The organism is Streptomyces sp. R-07 (assembly GCF_049913175.1).
Taxonomy (GTDB): Bacteria; Actinomycetota; Actinomycetes; order Streptomycetales; family Streptomycetaceae; genus Streptomyces.
In genome coordinates, this window is record NZ_CP183978.1 from 7,886,680 (window position 1) to 7,904,273 (window position 17,594).

14 protein-coding genes and 1 pseudogene are annotated in these 17,594 nt (G+C 71.5%); 8 read left to right on the forward strand and 7 right to left on the reverse strand.

All coding sequences use genetic code 11. The features are described from left to right. Positions 1-20: 20 nt before the first annotated feature. Together ACN9M0_RS36020 and ACN9M0_RS36025 are read right to left on the reverse strand one after the other, a co-directional pair. Positions 21-287: an SsgA family sporulation/cell division regulator gene (locus ACN9M0_RS36020; RefSeq protein WP_426404970.1), complete on the reverse strand. Its 267-nt coding sequence runs from the start codon at positions 285-287 to the stop codon at positions 21-23. Positions 288-450: 163 nt separating this feature from the next. Continuing rightward, positions 451-876: an SsgA family sporulation/cell division regulator gene (locus ACN9M0_RS36025; protein WP_366040948.1), complete on the reverse strand. Its 426-nt coding sequence runs from the start codon at positions 874-876 to the stop codon at positions 451-453. A gap of 440 nt (positions 877-1,316) precedes the next feature. Here ACN9M0_RS36025 and ACN9M0_RS36030 point away from each other — a divergent pair, with 440 nt between their 5' ends. The 5 genes from ACN9M0_RS36030 to ACN9M0_RS36050 all read left to right on the forward strand — a co-directional run bounded on the left by ACN9M0_RS36030 (position 1,317) and on the right by ACN9M0_RS36050 (position 5,386). Next, on the forward strand, positions 1,317-2,042 hold the full coding sequence (locus ACN9M0_RS36030; RefSeq protein ID WP_426404971.1) for an alpha/beta fold hydrolase: 726 nt from the start codon (positions 1,317-1,319) through the stop codon (positions 2,040-2,042). A gap of 73 nt (positions 2,043-2,115) precedes the next feature. Continuing rightward, a complete protein-coding gene (locus ACN9M0_RS36035) occupies positions 2,116-2,970 on the forward strand; it encodes an alpha/beta fold hydrolase (protein ID WP_366040946.1) in 855 nt (284 codons plus the stop codon). Positions 2,971-3,917: 947 nt separating this feature from the next. Further along, on the forward strand, positions 3,918-4,154 hold the full coding sequence (locus ACN9M0_RS36040) for a helix-turn-helix domain-containing protein (RefSeq protein ID WP_426404972.1): 237 nt from the start codon (positions 3,918-3,920) through the stop codon (positions 4,152-4,154). A 19-nt stretch (positions 4,155-4,173) separates the two neighbouring features. Beyond that, positions 4,174-4,338 carry a hypothetical protein gene (locus ACN9M0_RS36045; RefSeq protein ID WP_366040944.1) on the forward strand — a complete coding sequence of 55 codons (165 nt, stop codon included), beginning with the start codon at positions 4,174-4,176 and terminating at the stop codon, positions 4,336-4,338. Between the two features lie 253 nt (positions 4,339-4,591). Beyond that, positions 4,592-5,386: a helix-turn-helix domain-containing protein gene (locus tag ACN9M0_RS36050; protein ID WP_366040943.1), complete on the forward strand. Its 795-nt coding sequence runs from the start codon at positions 4,592-4,594 to the stop codon at positions 5,384-5,386. Positions 5,387-5,526: 140 nt separating this feature from the next. Here the strand turns inward: ACN9M0_RS36050 and ACN9M0_RS36055 are convergent. Then, positions 5,527-5,885: pseudogene (locus tag ACN9M0_RS36055) on the reverse strand (GNAT family N-acetyltransferase). Between the two features lie 394 nt (positions 5,886-6,279). Between ACN9M0_RS36055 and ACN9M0_RS36060 the strand changes: the two are divergent. After that, positions 6,280-7,251 (forward strand): alpha/beta hydrolase, encoded by a 972-nt coding sequence (locus tag ACN9M0_RS36060; protein WP_366040942.1) that lies wholly within the window; start codon positions 6,280-6,282, stop codon positions 7,249-7,251. Between the two features lie 157 nt (positions 7,252-7,408). On the opposite strand, the gene ACN9M0_RS36065 is transcribed toward ACN9M0_RS36060, so the two are convergent. The 4 genes from ACN9M0_RS36065 to ACN9M0_RS36080 form a co-directional block, all read right to left on the reverse strand. Continuing rightward, complete coding sequence (locus ACN9M0_RS36065; protein WP_426404973.1) at positions 7,409-8,560, reverse strand: low temperature requirement protein A; 1,152 nt, start codon at positions 8,558-8,560, stop codon at positions 7,409-7,411. Positions 8,561-8,625: 65 nt separating this feature from the next. After that, the gene (locus ACN9M0_RS36070) at positions 8,626-9,993 is read right to left on the reverse strand and encodes an FAD-dependent oxidoreductase (RefSeq protein WP_426404974.1); all 1,368 of its coding nucleotides are present in this window, start codon (positions 9,991-9,993) and stop codon (positions 8,626-8,628) included. A gap of 384 nt (positions 9,994-10,377) precedes the next feature. After that, complete coding sequence (locus ACN9M0_RS36075) at positions 10,378-11,373, reverse strand: alpha/beta hydrolase (RefSeq protein WP_426404975.1); 996 nt, start codon at positions 11,371-11,373, stop codon at positions 10,378-10,380. A 49-nt stretch (positions 11,374-11,422) separates the two neighbouring features. After that, positions 11,423-14,275, reverse strand: a complete 2,853-nt coding sequence (locus tag ACN9M0_RS36080; RefSeq protein ID WP_426404976.1) for an AAA family ATPase — start codon at positions 14,273-14,275, stop codon at positions 11,423-11,425. Between the two features lie 117 nt (positions 14,276-14,392). Between ACN9M0_RS36080 and ACN9M0_RS36085 the strand changes: the two genes are divergently transcribed. Beyond that, the gene (locus tag ACN9M0_RS36085) at positions 14,393-17,242 is read left to right on the forward strand and encodes an AAA family ATPase (RefSeq protein ID WP_426404977.1); all 2,850 of its coding nucleotides are present in this window, start codon (positions 14,393-14,395) and stop codon (positions 17,240-17,242) included. A 121-nt stretch (positions 17,243-17,363) separates the two neighbouring features. Beyond that, positions 17,364-17,561 carry a transposase gene (locus tag ACN9M0_RS36090; RefSeq protein ID WP_426404978.1) on the forward strand — a complete coding sequence of 66 codons (198 nt, stop codon included), beginning with the start codon at positions 17,364-17,366 and terminating at the stop codon, positions 17,559-17,561. Positions 17,562-17,594 lie beyond the last annotated feature (33 nt).

Here is a 17,594-nt window from a genome sequence, read left to right on the forward strand (position 1 = left end):
GGGGGGGTGGGGGAGAGAGATCAGCGGTCGTCGAGGAGCTTCTCCAGGATGGCGTCCCAGTCGATCCACGCGCTCTCCTTCCCGGGCGGGACGGCCTCCCACGTGCGTATCAGCCACTCGCTCAGCGGCCGAACGGGGACGTCCAGCAGAACCGTGCCGGTACCGGCCCCGAGAAGGAGCCGTACGTCGGGCCTGTTGTTACAGCGGCACGGCGGCCAGACGCGTACGTCGCCCTCTCCGGACGGCAGGTGCAGGCCGACTGGAGGAGCTCCCGGGCGAAGGACCATCGCGCGGTGCCCGCACCCGCGGGATCGGGCACTGGGGAGGCCGTCGGGCTCGGGAAGCGAGAAAGCGGCCGACCGGGAGCATCGGAACGCACGCGACCACTCCTGGAAGACCGAGCCGTCCCTGCCGCGGCCGGTCGTTCCGGCCCTATGGCCGGAACGACGGTCAGTGGGTTCTTCCCGTGAGCGCATGAATGGCCCCGTCGAGATCCAGATGATTGCTCTCCGTCCCGACCGGAACCAGATCGAACGTCTGCTGAAGAAATAGCGCCACCCTCGCGGCCTCCAGATCGATCAGCGCGGTTCCGGTCGAATTCCTGAGGATGACGCGCAAGGAGCGGGAATGGTGCCCATCCCCGGGAACCACGAGGACATCGCCGGACCCGGTGGGACGCATGGTCCCTTCGATGAGCAGTTCACGGGCGAAGACCCAAGTGACGGGCGGCTGCACGGGCGACATGAGGGAAAGCCGGACGGCATAGGGGTCGAGGACCCCGTAGTGGAGCTCCGCAGGAAGGGGCAGCCGTGGCCCGTTCGGGGTACTGACGTATGCCGTGACCGCGCATGCGACCGCGCTGAGACTCTGTTCCATGATGGCCCCCCGAAATAGTACGGACGCGTATTCCGATCGTGAGCCTAGGGCCGCGGTGGCAAGGGGGTTTGTCGAGGCGTGCATGGGGCTTTGCCCAGGAAAGCACTTCTGTCCGACGCGCGCCGGAGAGCCGGGTACCTGTGCCGTGAACACGACCGGACACGGCCGCCCGGTACGCGGCTGATGGGCACGGACAGAACACGATCAGGGCGCTGACAGACAAGTGCCCCTCGCCGTCCGGTATTACCGTTCCTCGTGTGCCGGCGGCATTTCGCCTTACGTGCTCCGCAAACGAAATGCAGCGGACCGCGTACCCCCCGCCGGGGCGGCCGTGGACCGGTCATGCCCGTCGTCGCGGCGCACCGGCGCCCGCGCGGCACCTCCTGAAGCGGAAGTCCGCCGCCCCGCACACAGATCATGACATCAAGAGGAGTTCGCCCATGTCCCGTTCCCCCAAGCCGACCGTCGTCCTCGTCCACGGCGCGTTCGCCGACGCCTCCAGCTACGCGCAGGTGATCCCGCGGCTCATCGCCCGCGGCCTGGACGTGGTCGCGCCGGCCGTTCCCAACCGGAGCCTGATCGGCGACGCCGCCTACATCGCCTCCGTCGTCCGGCAGATCCCCGGCCCCGTCGTCCTGGTGGGCCACTCGTACGGAGGCGCCGTCATCACGGTCGCCGGCAACGAGGACAACGTCCAGGCGCTGGTCTACCTCGCCGGTTACGCCCTGGAGAAGGGCGAGAGTCTCGGTGAACTGCAGGGTCGTTTCCCGGACTCCGACCTCGCCGCCGCACTCGTCTACACCCCCTTCCCGCTCGAAGGCCCGGTGGGGACCGGCACCGACGTGTCGGTTCAGCCCGACAAGTTCCCGCCGATCTTCGCGGCCGACGTCGACCGCCGCCTGACCGAGGTCCTCGCCGTCTCCCAGCGCCCGCTCGCCGCCCAGGCGTTCGCGGACACCGCCCCGGCCGCCGCCTGGAAGACGAAGCCCTCCTGGGGACTGGTCGCCTCTTCCGACCACACCATCAACCCGGACGTCCAGCGCTACGGCTACCAGCGCGCCGGCATGACCACCGTCGAGGTCGACTCCTCGCACCTGGTCATGCTCTCCCGGCCCGAGAGCGTCGTCGAGCTGATCGAGGACGCCATCCGGGCCACCTCCGCCTGAGGCACCCGTCACGGACCACGCCCGCCCACCCCGCCGCCCCCTGGCGGCCCTTCCCCTCCGCAGAGAGCGAACGATGAACTCACTTTTCTCACGCCGTGCCGTGACGGCGACCCTCCTGGCCGGCGTCGCCACACTGGGTGCCACGGGACTCACCAACCCCGTGCCGGCGACGGCGGCCGGCCGTCCCCGCGGACCGCACCACCACCCGGAGAGCCCCACCGTCGTCCTGATCCACGGCGCGTTCGCCGACGCCTCCAGTTGGAGCGGTGTGGTCGAGCGCCTCCAGAGGCACGGCCTGCGCGTGCTGGCACCGGCTCTGCCCCTGCGCGGACTGACGAGCGACGCCGCCTACATCCGCAGCGTCCTGGACAGCGTCGCCGGCCCGATCGTCCTGGTCGGGCACTCCTATGGCGGGGCGGTCATCAGCCAGGCCGCGGCCGACGCTCCTCAAGTCAAGGCCCTGGTATACATCGCCGCCTTCGTGCCCGAGGTCGGCGAGAGCGCCCTGCAGCTCACGGGCATGTTCCCCGGCAGCACTCTGGGACAGGCCACTGCCACCCGGTACTACCCGCTGCCCGACGGCGGGCAGGGTGAGGAACTGGTCATCAAGAAGGACCTGTTCCGCGAGCAGTTCGCGGCCGGCGTCCCCGTCCGAACCGCGCAGGTCATGGCCGCGGGGCAGCGACCGATCACCGTTGCCGCGCTCCAGGAGCCCGCCAAGGCCGCGGCGTGGACGAAGATCCCGAGCTGGTACCTCGTCGCGAGCGAGGACCGGAACATCCCGCCGGCCGCCGAGCGGTGGATGGCGGAGCGTGCCCGCGCCCGCACCGTCACCGTCCGCGCCCCGCACGCGGTGTCCGTCAGCGATCCCGGGCCGGTCGCCGACCTGATCCTGCGCGCCGCCCGGACCGTTCGCTTCGGTCACTGACCCGATCGCCGCCTCTCCCCGCTCCGAGGCCGTCGCCCGAGCGGCAGACAGCGCCCCGCAAGGCCGTCCGGCCTCGCGGGGCGCTTTCGCGTTCCACCGGCCCGGCCCGGCGGCGCCCGTTCCGTTCAGTGGCGGAGCGCGGACGCGCAGCCCGTGCTGGCGTTGACGTCCATGCTCCACGCCGTCGCCTTCCAGTCGGGCCTGCCCGAGGCCAGACGTCCCCTTGTAGCCCTCGCCGATCTGATCGGCACCGGTGCGGGTGACACGACCTGCACCGAACTGAAGACGGCCAGCGCGGTCGGCGCCGAGCGGGCCGGGACCCTGGCCGGTGCGGACCCGACCAAGGCAGCCGAACTGCTGCGGCAGCGGATGAGCCGGTGGCCGACCGCCCATGGCTCCTCCGCACAGGCGGGACACATGCCCCTCGTGCTCGCGATGGGCGGGCTCGCCTGGTACGCGGACGAGTCGGAGCTCTGCGTGGAAGTACTACCAGCGCGCCTGCACCGTGCTCACCGCGTACGGCTCCGTGGGCCCCACCAGGGTCTTGCGGGCCGCGCCGGCCTAGGCGCTGATGGACACCGGACGGTGGGCGGAGACCGAGGAGCAGCTGGACGAGGCCGCGACCGTGGCGGCCGTCTACAAACTGAGGCACATCGAGATCGACGTCTCGGCGCTCCGGGCGACCCTGGCCGCCCTGCGTGGCCGCCCCGTCGACACGCCGGCCGACCCCGCCTGGAGCGCTGTGGCGATGGCGGAGAACCGGGCCACCCACGTACGCCTCCTGCGGGCAGCCGGCACGGCCGCGGCCGCCCGGGGCGCAGGCCAGGCTGCACTACGCGCAGTGGCTGCGCAGGAAGCGGCGTCCTCGGGGGGCCCGTCCTCTCCTGACCACAGCGCTGGAGTCGTTCACCCGGCTCGGCGCGGCGGCGCTGGCGGAGGAGACCCAAGTGGAGCTGCGGGCCAGCGGCGCGCCCAGCGGGCCTGCCCTGGCCGGCCCGCTGACGGAGCTGACCGCCCAGCCACGCGAGATCGTGCGGTTGGCGGCCCAGGGACTGCGCAACAAGGAGATCGCCGAGCGGCTGAGGCCGTCGCCCCGCACCGTCAGTTCCCACCTCTACCAGGTCTATCCGAAGCTGGGCGTCAGCAGCCGCAATCAGCTCCGCGGTCTCTTCGAGGACGCGTGACCCGACGTGGTGAGGAGCAGTGCGGAGGCGCTTCCTTCGCGCCTCCGCATACGTCGTGGTGCGGTTCCGCACCCGCACGGTGGCCCCGGCGACCGACCCGGACTGCGACACCGAGTCCCGAGAGCAGTTCGAGTACGGCTGCCTCACGCCGCGCGCGGCCGTCGAGTGGTGCTGGCGTCAGTAATCCACAGTCAAGTTACTGATGCCTTCGGAACGGGCTCTTGGCAGAGTGAAGACACGAGGCCTCTGACGGCCACATGCACTGTCACCTGGGAAGACACCATGCCTATCGCCCTACTGGTCCTCGAAGCCACGGACCGCCGGCCGGGGGTGCCTCCGGTACGTCAAGGGCAAGGCGCGGCCTGCGAAGACGCGCGCCGCCGACGTGCCGCGCCGGCCTTCCATACCGCCCTCTTTCCCCGAGCGGAGAAGCTCCGATGACCACGCCCACGGGTCACATCCAGATCGTCTCCGAACTGCCGGCCGCAGGCGACCGCGAATTCCTCCACCTGGGGAGAGTGTTCGACGACTCGGTCGCGACCACCGGACACGGAGACGAGCTCCGGCTCAGACCGGGTGACCTCGTCTTCTGCGATCCGGCCCGGCACCGCTCTCCGCGGTTCACCGCCGACTGCCGGATGACGGTCCTCCGCCTGCCCCGCCGCCACCTGGCGCTCTCGGAAGCGGACCTGGACCGCGTCACGGGCATGACCGTGCCGGGTGGTGAGGGCGTGGGAGCGCTCGTATCGGACCTGCTGATCACACTGGCCACCGAGGCGGAGGCCCACGGAACGAGAATGATCGGCCAGCTGACACGCAGCGCCGCGGATCTGCTCGTCGTCCTCGTCATGGAGCTCCTGCAGACCGAGGCGGAGGAGGACATCCCGGACCAGACGTCCCCGGGCAGCGAGATCCTCGACCGGATCAAGACTTACGTCGACGAGCACCTGAAGGACCCGGACCTGTCACCACAGTCCATCGCGCGAGCCAACCGGATATCCGTGCGCTACCTGCACAAGCTGTTCCAGGACGACGGCATCACGGTGAGCCAGTGGGTGAGGCGGCGGAGACTCGACTCCTGCAAGTGGGATCTGAGCCGGACCCCGAACCGGCGGACCACCGTGGCGGCGGTGGCGCACCGCTGGGGCTTCAGCAGCCCGGCGCACTTCAGCCGTACCTTCAAGGACGCGTACGGGATGTCCCCTCGGGAGTGGCAGGCCCTGGCCTCCTGACAGCCGATCGTCACCGGACACGTGAGGGGCGGCGCCGATCTGCGGCGCCGCCCCTCACTCGTGTCCGTCAGCACGTCCGCTGTGCGGGGTCGCTCATGCCCGTGCGGGCCGGCCACGGACACGGGCCCGCACGCGCCGTCCTACGACCGGCTCGTCGCGCGCTTCAGTTCCGTGTCCAGCCACTGAAGGACCTCCGGGGTCACGGGGTCGGTGAGGTCGTCGTACGTGTCGTGCTTCGACGGGTGGGCTGCCACGAAGGGGCAGACGGGCACGATGCGCCGGCCCGACGAACGCACGTCGCCGAGCGCCTGCCGGATCAGCTGTCCGGCCAGGCCCCGGCCCGCGTACGCCGGGTCGATCTCCGTGTGGAAGAAGATCCGCTGCCGGCCGCGGTCACGATAGCCGGTCAAGCCGGCCGCTCTCCGTCGACGCGGATCTCGTAGCGGTGCCGGGCGTCGACGCGTTCGACGGTCGGCGTGGTGGGTGTGTCGGTCTTGATGGTCCTTTCGGTTGCTGTGGGTCAGTGGCGGGGTCGATTTCCACGGGGCCCGGGGACGTCCTCCGAACGACAGGACCTCTGGACGTGTCGAACGCGTGGGTGACGTCCGGGCGGGTGCCGGGGACGAGGAGAAGGCGGGCCCGGTCCTCGTGGCGCCGGTCGGTGAGGGTGAGTCGGACGCTGTGCTGAGCGAGATGCTCGGACCACGACGCGACGACGTCCAGGACACGAAGCCCCGGCGACGAGTGCACGGCGGGGAAAGGACCAGTGCGCTCCCGGAGAAATGATGGTGATCGAAGGAAATAGCGTCGGGGAAAGTGTCTCCGGGCGCCGTAGGCGGCGTCCGGCCCACCGTGCCGGGAGTGCCGGCATGACCTGACCCCCTGGAGCCCTCGTGTCCGATGCAGTCGAGCCCGCTCAGCCGGTGCTGGAACCCGCGGCAGCCGCCTTCGCCGAGGCCACCGCCAACCCGCCCTATCTGTTCGACCTTCCTCCCGCGGAAGGCCGCAAGGCCGTCGACGAAGTCCAGTCCGGCCCGGTCGACAAGCCGTCCGTCGACGAGGAGTGGATCACCGTCCCGGGCGGGCCGACGGGCAGCGTCCGTGCGCGGATCGTCAAACCGGCCGACACCACGGACCCGCTCCCGGTGATCCTCTACATCCACGGCGCGGGCTGGGTGTTCGGCAACGCCCACACGCACGATCGCCTGGTCCGCGAGCTCGCCGTCGGCGCCGATGCCGCGGTGGTCTTCCCCGAGTACGACCTCTCGCCCGAGGCCCGCTACCCGGTCGCCATCGAGCAGAACTTCGCGGTGGCCCGGTGGGTCGTGGAGCAGGGAGCGACGAAGGGCCTGGACGCCGGCCGCATGGCGGTCGCGGGCGACTCGGTCGGCGGCAACATGGCCGCCGCGCTGACGCTGATGGCCAAGGAGCGCGGTGGCGTTCCGCTGGTGCAGCAGGTGTTGTTCTACCCGGTCACCGACGCCGGCTTCGACACCGGCTCGTACCACCAGTTCGCCGAGGGCTACTTCCTGCGCCGCGACGGCATGCGGTGGTTCTGGGACCAGTACACGACGGACGAGGCGGAACGCGGGCAGATCACGGCATCCCCCCTGCGGGCGACCATCGCTCAGCTCGCGGACCTCCCTCCCGCCCTGGTGGTCACGGCGGAAGCCGACGTGCTCCGGGACGAAGGCGAGGCATACGCGGGCAAGCTCCGTGCGGCCGGCGTTCCCGTCGTCGCCGTGCGCTTCCAGGGCATCATCCACGACTTCGTGATGCTCGACGCCCTGCGCGGGACCCACGCCGCCGAGGCCGCCATCACACTGGCCGCCGACACTCTGCACGTCGCCCTGCACTGCGCCTGACCCAGGGGAAAACGACCACGCGGCCGCTTTCGCGGAAAGCGCGCCGGCGTCGCCATGCGCAAGGCGGTGCGGGCCAGAAGCTGATACCGAGCGGAACCAGCCGCGCGGACGAACCCGGTTCGTCCGCGCGGTTCCGTCCTTGCCGGGATGTTCCCCTTCAGCGTCGGACGCGGTTGGTCTTGTCGGCCAAGGTGACGGCGGTGACCAGAGCTGCCGTGAACAGGCCGGCCGTCAAGGCCGGCGCGGGGGACCAGGCGGCCGCCAGAACGGCGAACGTCCCCGCGGGAAAGGCGAAGCGCTCGACCCGGCCGTGGGGATGCGGCCGCACATGGACGGTCCATACGGTGATCAGGAAGACCGCCAAGGGCAGGGTGATCGCGGCACCTGACACCGACGGCGAGAACGGGTCGACGGAGTGGTGGGTGACCAGCTCGGTGTACGCCGCCAGGCCGGCCCCTTCGGCAGCCGCCGCGGCGAAGATCAGGTAATGGCCGTATGCCCAGGTGAACCTCTTGCGATGACCCTGATGCGTCGTGGCGAGCAGGGTGTGAGCGGGCTTGGCGAAGTACAGCCACCACATGCCGAAGACGATGAGCAGCCCACCACCTGCCAACAGGTACAGCGCGGCTGCGTTGTGGTTCCGCCCGAAGGCGTCGCGAACCGCTTCCGAGGCGGCCGCGACGGACTCGCCGAGCACGATGAGGACGAAGAGCTCGTACCGCTCGGCGATGTGGTGAGGATGCCACGGAGTCATCCCGGCGGACTGCGCCCACACCGGCACCGCGACCTCGGCGGCGATCAGCACCACGATGACCGGAAGACGGGCCGCGCCCGGAAGGAGGAGCGTGCAGACCCACCCCATCTGACAGCCCGCCACTCCGACGACGAACCGCAGGGCCGTCCGGCGTCCGCGCGGATCCGATCGGGCCACCCGCAGCCACAGGACGGCCAGAGCCGTGCGCAGGACGACGTATCCCCATGTGACGACCGTCAGATCACCGGTCTCGGAAGCCGACGGGATGCCAGCCGCGAGGATGAGGGAACCCGTGATCTGGACCAGCACCCACAAGCGGTAGGGAACGTCGTCCGGGTCATAGGCGGAGGCGAACCACGTGAAGTTCATCCACGCCCACCAGATCGCGAAGAAGACCACGGCGAATCGCAGGTTGCCGGTGGTGTAGTGCCCCTCCGTCACCGCCGTGCTCAGGCCGGCGGAGGCCTGGGCCACCGCGATCACGAAGCAGAGGTCGAAGAGGAGTTCCAGCGACGTGGCCGTCCTGTGCGGTTCACCAGGGTTGCGGCCCGGCATGCTGCGGCCCCGGATTCCTCCGAGCCCTCGCCCCGGCCGCCGCAGGTTCACAGAAGAAGGACGACTCAACGGAGGCCCCCCAGCGCAGCTTCCACCGTCCGGTGAAAGGGAACACAAGCAGGGACCGCGTGCCGCAGGCGTTCGACCGACATCTCTGCATGGACAGCGACGTTCAGCGCGTACAGCACCTCCGCTCCCGCCGGTCCCGCGGAGGTCGCTCCGACGAGTACGCCGCGGTCGGCGTCCTCGACCAGCTTGACGAAGCCCTCACGCCGTCGGCCCTGAGGTCCGCGACGGTCGGAAGAGTTGATCGGCAGCAGGCTCGTGCGCACCCGCAGCCGCTGGTTCCGCGCCTGCCGCTCCGTGAGGCCCACGGCGGCGATCTCGGGATCGGTATAGACCAGGCGGGCCAGCCTCCGGTAGTCGGTGTCAGGACCGGGCCACCCCAGGATGTCCCGGACGGCGACCTCGGCCTGGTACAGGGCGACATCGGACGAGAGGCCCCGGCCCGTGACGTCACCGACCGCCCAAAGTCCTCTCCCGGCACGCATCTGCCCGTCCGTGGGCACCACCGCAGAGGAAGCGACAAGCCCCGCCGTGTCGAGCCCCAGCCCCGTCAGGTCGGCTTGCCGCTCCGTGGTCACGAGCATCCGCTCGGCACGCAGCGGTTCCGTTCCGCCGTCGAGGTGGACCGTGAAGCCCGTGCCGTCGTAGGCGACCTCCGAGGCCCCGGTGGAGGTGAGGACGGTGACGCCGTCCCGCAGCAGAGCCCTCTCGGTCAAGGTGCTCGCCTCGGGCTCCTCCCACGACAGCAGCCGAGGCTGCCGCTCCACGACGGTGACGGCACACCGGAAGCGCGCGAAGAGCTGAGCCGTCTCCACGCCGAGCCCACTGGTGCCCAGCACGATCAACGACGCAGGCAACTCCATGGCCGCCAGCGCGTTCTCGTCGGTCCAGTACGGCGTCCCGGACAGCCCCCGTACGGCGGGAAGCCGAGGCTGCGCGCCGGTGGCCAGGACGACACCTCGCCGGGCGTGGAAGGTGCGCTCGCCGACCGACACCTGGTACGGCCCGGTGAGCCGCCCCTTGCCGTGCACGAACCTGCCGCGCTTCACTGCCAGGAGGTCGGCGGCTGTTCGATCGACACGGTCGCCGGTGGCCCGGCCCCGGACGCCGTCGACAGTACGGCTTCGGCCGGTGGCCCAGCCCGCTCCCAGGGCGAAGGGAGCAGTCGGCCTTGATGCCGACAGGAGGTATCCGGCCCCGGGCGTCATCGCATCGTCGATGTGTCCCGAGTGCCCGCGCTCGCCGACGACAAGCCGGGGCCCGATGCACACCACATCCAGGCCGGCCTCCGACAAGGCCCTCATGATGTATCCGCCCGTGTGTCCCAGGCCCAGCACGACCACGTCGGCCTGCTCGTCCACGCTCATCTCCCTCCCTCGGGTTCACCGGCTCTTGCCGCCCGCCGAAACTAGAGGGGAAAAGGCGCCACTTTGTGCGCGTCGGCGCACGGGGGCTTGCTCAGGAACGAACGCCTGGGCAGTGCCGCCATCGTCGTGCGCTGCACGGCACTCCCCCATGCGCCGAGGGGCAACGACCCCCTTCGTCGACACGTTGCGTCACAGCTTCCGCTCGCACCCTGCAGCAGCGAGGCACCGCGCGGCTCAGCCAGGACGGACGGGAGGCCCTCGTCCAGCCCGGCCCCTTCACTTGTTCCGACTCCGGTCTGCCCAACCGGAGGGAACATTCGGACGACTTCCGTCTCACGGCGATCCGAGTGCCGATGGCCGCGGGGGTGCGCCCGACAGCCGCCCTCATGTGAGATGAGCGCGCAGGAACTCGCCACCCAGCCGCACCGCCGCCAGCGTCGGCGGACTGGTCCGCAGCGCGGTCAGTGAAGCGAAGTCGTGAACCGTGCCCTGGAATCGGGTGGCGATCGCGGCGACGCCGGCACGACGCAGCCGGTTCGCGTACTCCTCCGCCTCGTCCCGCGTCACGTCGGCCTCCGCCGTGACGACCAACGCCGGTGGCAGCCCCGCCAGTTCGGCTGAGCTCGCCCGCAGGGGGGCCGCCGTCGGCTCGTTCCACTGCCGGGGATCGACGACGTACTGACGCCAGTACGCGCGCACGGCTTCCCGGGGGAGCGGATACCCCGTGGCGAACTGCCGCTGCGACGGGCTGTCACAGCGGGCGTCGGTGAGCGGGTAGTACAGGAGCTGGGCGCGGATTCCCGGACCCCCGCGCTCCTTCGCCACCAGCGTGAGCGCCGTGGCAAGCGTCGCCCCCGCGCAGTCGCCGGCGACCGCGAGACGGTCGGCGTCGAGTCCGAACGCCGCCGCATGCCGCACCGTCCAGCTCAGCAGCGCGTAGCACTCCTCGAGGGCGACGGGATAGCGGGCTTCGGGCGTGCGGCTGTACTCGGGGACCACGGCCGCCACGGCCGCCCGGCGCACCAGTTCGCTGACGAGCCACGCGTGGGTCTGCCCGTCGCCCAGCATCCAGCGGCCCCCGTGGACGTAGAGCACGGTGGGTGGCGGGCCCGTGACACCGGTCGGCCGGAAGATCCAGAAGCCCACGAGACCCGAGGGGCCCACGGGCGCCGCGTGGAAGGTGGCGTCCACCTCGAAGTCCTCGACCCGATCGACCTGGGACTCCCGCAACGCCTGCCGGGCGGTGTCGGGTTCGAGCTCGTGGAAAAAGGGAGGCACCGCCGAGGCGTCGACGAGCCGTCGTACGAGCGGATCGAGAATCACGGGCGACGGCGGCTCGGCGCGCGGCTCCCGATCGTCGGCACCGGGGTCCGGCTGCATTCGGTCTTGCCTCTCGCTCGTGCCCCGCTGGATGTTGGTTCGTGGCACGTCAGCTGTCGTGCAGGAGGTCCCGAAGTTGGTGGCGGCTGCTGATGCCGAGCTTGGGATAGACGTTGTAGAGGTGCGAGCTCACGGTACGCGGTGAAAGGAACAGCCGCTCGCCGATCTCGCGGTTCGACAGGCCGCGTGCGGCGAGCCGGGCGATCTGCTCCTGCTGGGCCGTGAGTTCGGCCAGCCCGTCGCCCCAGGCGGAGGCATCCGCCACTCCCGCCGCGCGCAGCTCGCCGCGCGCCGCGTCGGCGAGGGCCCGGGCGTCGAGCCGGGCCGCGACCTCCAGTACCGCGGTCAGTTGGGCGCGGGCCTCCACGGACCTCCTGCGCCGACGCAGCCAGATCGCGTAGTGCAGACGGGCCTGGGCCCGCTCCAGGGGCCAGGTGTCTCCCTCGGGGTTGACCAGGGCGAGCCGGAAATGGTGCTCGGGATCCGCGTCCTCGTCGACGAGAGCAGCCGCGTGATGCATCAGGAGGGTCATTCGGGTCGTCGGCCGGTCACCCTGGCTTCTCCGCACCTCACCGAGGACGCGCGCCGCTTCCTCCTGCCGGCCGACGCGCTGTGCGGCGGCGGCCAGTTCGCCGACGGAGCGCGCGGACAAGAAGGGAGCGAAGGGCGAGCCGTCTTCCCGGAACAAGGCTCGCAAGTGGTGGAACGCGCGGTCCGCGTCACCGCGGGCCAGCGCGGTCAGGCCGCAGGCGCGCAGCATCCTGGCCCGGGTGGCGCGGTTCTCACCCAGGTTGACGGAGCACCAGTGGGGGCCGGTGAAGGGGATGTCCGGCACACTGTCGCCGCGCAGCGCGCGCAGCGTCACCTCCAGGGCCTGGAGATCCATGTCGACTCGGGGCAATCGGTGGACGACGGCGTCGGAGAGCCCTTCCCCGATCAGGGCCTGGGCCTCCGGCCACCGACCCATGGCGATGAGGGTGTCCACCTGGGCCGGCAGACTCCAGACCCGGGGGCCCCAGGCTCCGGGCGCATCGTGCTGGGTGCGCGCCCGCCGGTACATCTCGGCACACGACTCCGACTCGTCGGTGTAGTAGGCCACTGATGCGCCGGCCAGCAGACGGGTCAGCGCACCCGGTCCGTCGAGCGGTCCGTCGAGCTGGACGGGCGCCCGGCGGGCCGGGCCGGCGTGGGCGTCGGGGTCGACGCCCACCGACACATAGGTCTCCAGGGCCGCCAGGACCCGGGGTCCGGCGAGCTCGGGAAACACGCCTCGGGCCCCGGGTTCGGTGCGCCGTGCGGGTGTGGTGGGCTCGGCGTGCTCGTCTCGTGACTGCGGTGTCCCGTGGGCGGTCCGCCGGGCGTGGTCGAGCATGCCCGGCAGCTCCCGCCGGTGCTCGGGCAGCCCTGACTGGTGGGCGATCGCCGTCGCGAGCGCGGTGAGCGCGAACGAGGCGGTGGGCGTGCGCGGGGGCGAGTGGCGCCACACGTCGAGCAGGAGGCCGAAGGCTTCCCGCTGGAACGACAGCAGTGCCAGTGCGCTTCCCATGGCACAGGCCGCGATACAGCGCAGCTCCGGGTCGCGGTTCAGCCGGGAGAACTCCGTGTAGAGGTCGCGGACCCAGTCCGCATCCCCGAGGTCGCTCGCCGCCACCATGGCCGCGGCGAGGCGACGAGACCGGTCCTCGTCGCTCCCGCTCAGCCGCGCCGCCTGCTCCAGAGCCTGAGCCGAGACGAAGGGGTCTCCCGCCAGCCGGGCCTGTACGGCGGTGGCCTCCTCCAGGGCGGAAGCCACCGCCTCGTCGGGGCCGACCGCCGCGGCGGCCAGATGCCAGGCCCGGCGTGCCGGGTTCTGCCCCCGTGCCGCCGCCAGATCCCGGTGTGCCTGCTGCCGCAGCTTCGCGGACTGCCGGTGGAACGCCGCCGTGCGCATCAGCGGGTTGCCGAACGCGAGGTGGCCGTCGGCGATGCCGATCAGACCGGCCTTCTCCGCCGGGGCCCATACGGTGAGGTCGTCGGTGCCCAAGGCGGCCATCACGGTGGGAAGCTCCTCCTCCCGCAGCGCGGCCGCGGCGTAGAGCAGCGCACGCTGCGTGTTCTCCGGAAGTGCGTCCAGACGCGCGGCGAACATCCGCGGGATCCGTATGGTCCGGCCCGCTTCGGCGGCGACCGGCGGCGATCCGGTACCGGTGCGTGTCGTCCGGTTCAGCTCGACGATCGCCAGCGGATTGCCTTCTGCCTGCCGGAGCAGCTCCAGTCGGAGCCGTCCCCCGGGGGCTTCGGGCTGCGCGTCCAGGAGCCGGGCCGCCGCCACGGGGGACAACGGACCGAGCCGTACGACGGGGAGATCCCCGGGGACCGCGGCCGGGGGAGTCTCGCCGTGCGCGCTGAACAGCATGGTCACGCCCTGGTGGGTGAGCTGCTGCTGCACGGAGAAGAGGACGTCCAGGGAGTTACGGTCGCAGTCCTGCACATCGTCCACCGTCACCAGCAGCGGGTTCGCCCGAGCGAGACGGCTCATGAGGGTCAGGACGTCGGCACAGGCCGCATGTCGCTCCCGCGGACCGGTGCCCGCACCCGGTGCGAAGGCGGTTCGGAGCGCGGGCCACCGGTCCTCCCACAGAGTCTCCGTCGTATCGAGCACCGGCAGGAGCAGCCGACGCAGCGAGACGAAGGCCTGCGGCTCCTCGGCGTCCCAGCCCCGCACCGACAGGACCCGGATCCGACGCGCCGCGGCCGTCTCCGCGGCGAACCGCAGCAACTGGGACTTTCCCGTGCCGGTCTCCCCGAGCACGAGCAGAGACCGAGGCGGACCGGAAGGTTCGTCGAGGCACCGCAGGATCCGGTGGGCCTCCTTCTCGCGGCCGATCGGCACCGCTGTGCCACCTGCTTCGAACTCCGTCATCGCACTCCGATTCCCCGTACGGGGCGCTCGTTCCCGCCCCTGCGGAGATCCTGCCAGGAGCCCCGTCCCGGCTGCTTCTGTCATGTGACCAGTCATGCCGAAGGAGGGCCTGGCAGGATGGCCCCCAACGCTGTGAACAGGCAGTTCGCGGCCATCACGGTCCACTGGGCGGACCGGTCGGCCGTGGGACGGACAAGGGAGAGCATGGACGTCGGCTCCATAGACGCACGCACGCGCGGCATCCGGGGCAGGGATCGCGAACTGGAGTGGATCGGGAAGCTGGTCGACGCCGCGGACGGCCCTGGCCCGAAGGTGCTCGTGCTGACCGGTGAGCCCGGGACCGGCAAGAGCACGCTGCTGGACCACGCCGCCGCCGAGGCCGAGGCACGTGGCCGCCGCGTGCTCCGGGTTCGGGGTTGCGAGGGCGAGCTTGGCCTCGACCTCGCGGGAGCGCATCAGCTGCTGCGCCCGGTTCTCCGCGACGCCGAACGTCTCCCCGCGCGTCAGCGCAACGCCCTGCGGCACGCGTTCGGCGAGGACGACGGTGACGAACAGCAGACGCCCGACCCGCTCGTGATCAGGACCGGGGTGCTGACACTCCTTTCGGAAGCGGCGACGGAACGACCGGTGTTCATCGTCGTCGACGACGCCCAATGGCTGGACGTCGGCTCGCTGGACGTGCTGGCGTTCGTCGCACGGCGCCTCGAAGGCGAACGCATCGCCCTCTTGCTGGCCGCCCGGGAAGAAGCAGTGCCCGTGCGCTTCGACCGCGACTTCCCCCATCTGACGGCAGAGCCCTTGGACCGGGCCGAGGCGGGCCTCCTGCTGGACGAGCAGCCGCGCCCGCCGCGCGGCAAGGCCCGCGCGCGGATCCTCGAGCAGGCGTCCGGGAACCCGCTGGCGCTCATCGAACTCGCGCGGGCCTACGCCGATGAAGCGGGGGACCCTGGTTCCGACTCGATCGACTCGCTCCCCCTCACCGCGCGACTCGAGCGCCTGTTCGCCGCCGGCCTGCCCGACCTTCCGGAACCCACCCGGCGTGCGTTGCTCCTGGCGGCAGCCGCCGGCACGGACCGGCTCTCCGACGTCCTGCACGCGGCCCCGGGCCTGGACGAGCCGGAAGTGTGGCGGCCGGCCGAGCAGGCGGGTCTCGTACGGGTCGAGAGCGGCGACATCCGGCTGCGTCATCCGCTGGTCCGCGTCGCGATCTACCAGGCCGCCTCCTTCGCCGACCGTCGCGAGGCCCATCTGGCGCTCGCCGCGGCGCTCGCCCACGAACCCGACCGTCGGGCCTGGCACCTCGCCGCCGCCGCACTCGGGCCGGACGAAGCGGTCGCCGACGCCCTGGCGGAGAGTGCCGAACGCTCCCGGCGCCGCGGCGGATACGCGGCCGCGGCCACAGCGTGGGAACGTGCCGCGGAACTCACCCCGGACTGCGAGCACCGTGCCGGGCGACTGCTCGCGGCCTCCGCCGCCGCCATGTACGCCGGATACCCGCAGTGGGTCGGCGACATCGCGGCCCGCGTCGCCACGCTGACGGACGACCCCCAGAAGCTCGCCGAGGCCTCCCTGCGCGGCGGCTGGTCACTGGCCGTGACGCTCCGGCATGACGACGCGCTCGGATTCCTGCTGCCCGTGGCCGAATCCATGGCCGCCGCGGCACCCGAGCTGGCACTCGACGCCCTGGGTACGGCGTCCACTCCTGCCTACAACTCCGGCGACCCCTTCTACCGTACGGAACTCGAGCGCATCCGCACCCTGATCGCGCCGCGGCCCGACAGGAGCGACAGTCTCTGGACACAACTCGTCAGCCAGCCGTTCGCAGGCCGGGAGGCGGCGCTGGAGCACCTGAACCACAAGGTCGACATCCTGCGGGAGGCCTCACTCCCCGACCTCGTCGTGCTCGGCGCCACCGCCTGGATCCTGGACGAGAGCGAGACCGCCGTGCGCCTCCTCGGCCAGGCCGTGGACCATCACCTCCGCGCCGCGACGGCCGGCACCAACTGCACGGTCGCACAGGCGCTCGGACTCGCACTGTTCGAGAGCGGAGCCTGGACGGCGGCCCAGTCGATGGCCGAAGACGCCTTCGGCCTGGCTGCCGAGGCGGGGGCCGACAACGTGTCCGTGGGATCGCTGATCCTCCAGTCCACGCTGCGAGCCGCCCGCGGCGACCATGCGGGCGCCCGGGCACAGGCCGCCGACGCCGTACGCGGCACCGACCTGCGCAAGTCCCGCAGCCTCTACGTCCGTCATTGCCACGCGCTCGGCATGGCGGCGCTCGCCGAGGGCGACCACACGACGGCGTACGAGCACCTCCGCCGCGCCTTCACCCAGGACTTCCACCCCGCCCCCGTGCACCACCACGCCTCGTTCTACTACCTCGCCGACCTCGCGGCGGCCGCCGTTCGCGCCGGCCAGACGAACGACGCCCGAGCCGTGCTCCGCGCCGCCGAGCGATCCCTGGGTACAACCCGCTCCGCCCGCCTGGACGCCATCGTGTCCCGTGCCTCGGCCCTGTTGAGTGAGCCCGACGGCGCGGAGCCGCACTTCCGCACGGCGCTCGCCGACCCGGCGAGCGCACGATGGCCTTTCGAACACGCCTGCACACTGCTGGACTTCGGCGAGTGGCTGCGCCGCCACCGAAGGGCCGCGGAGGCGCGCCCCCTGCTCAGCACCGCCCTGGAGATCTTCGAACGGCTCGACGCACGGCCCTGGATCGCACGCTCCATCGCCGAGCTCAGGGCGGCGGGCGTGTCCGTGGCGGACTCCAGGGCACCGGAGGCGGTGGCCGGCCTGACGCCACAGGAGCTGCAGATCGCCCAACTGGCCGCGGAGGGCCTGACGAACCGGGACATCGGTGCCCGGCTCTATCTGTCCCCTCGCACCATCGGCTTCCACCTGCACAAGATCTTCCCGAAGCTCGGCATCACGGGGCGCGCCCAACTGAGGGACATCCTCGGCCCGTGAGCGGCAACGTGGCACAGGGCGGGACGCGCCGCCTCCTCGACAGCACGCGGAGGCCTGGATCCCCTCGGCCCCGCTGCCCCACCGCGCTCGTCGGCGGAGTCAGCGAGGACCACTCGAACCCATGATCGCCCGACGCGGCGGGGGCCACGGTTCCGGACCGGGCAAGGTGCGCTGGGTGGCCGAGCGCGCCTTCGCCCGGCTGCACCAGTTCAAACGCCTCCGTACCCGGTACGAACGACGCGCCGATCTCCACCAGGACTTGTTGGAGATGGCCTGCGGCCTGACTCTCCGCAGGACGGCATTCCGAAACGAGCAGTAGGCGGCCCGACGATCTCAGGCGCAGGCATCTCGT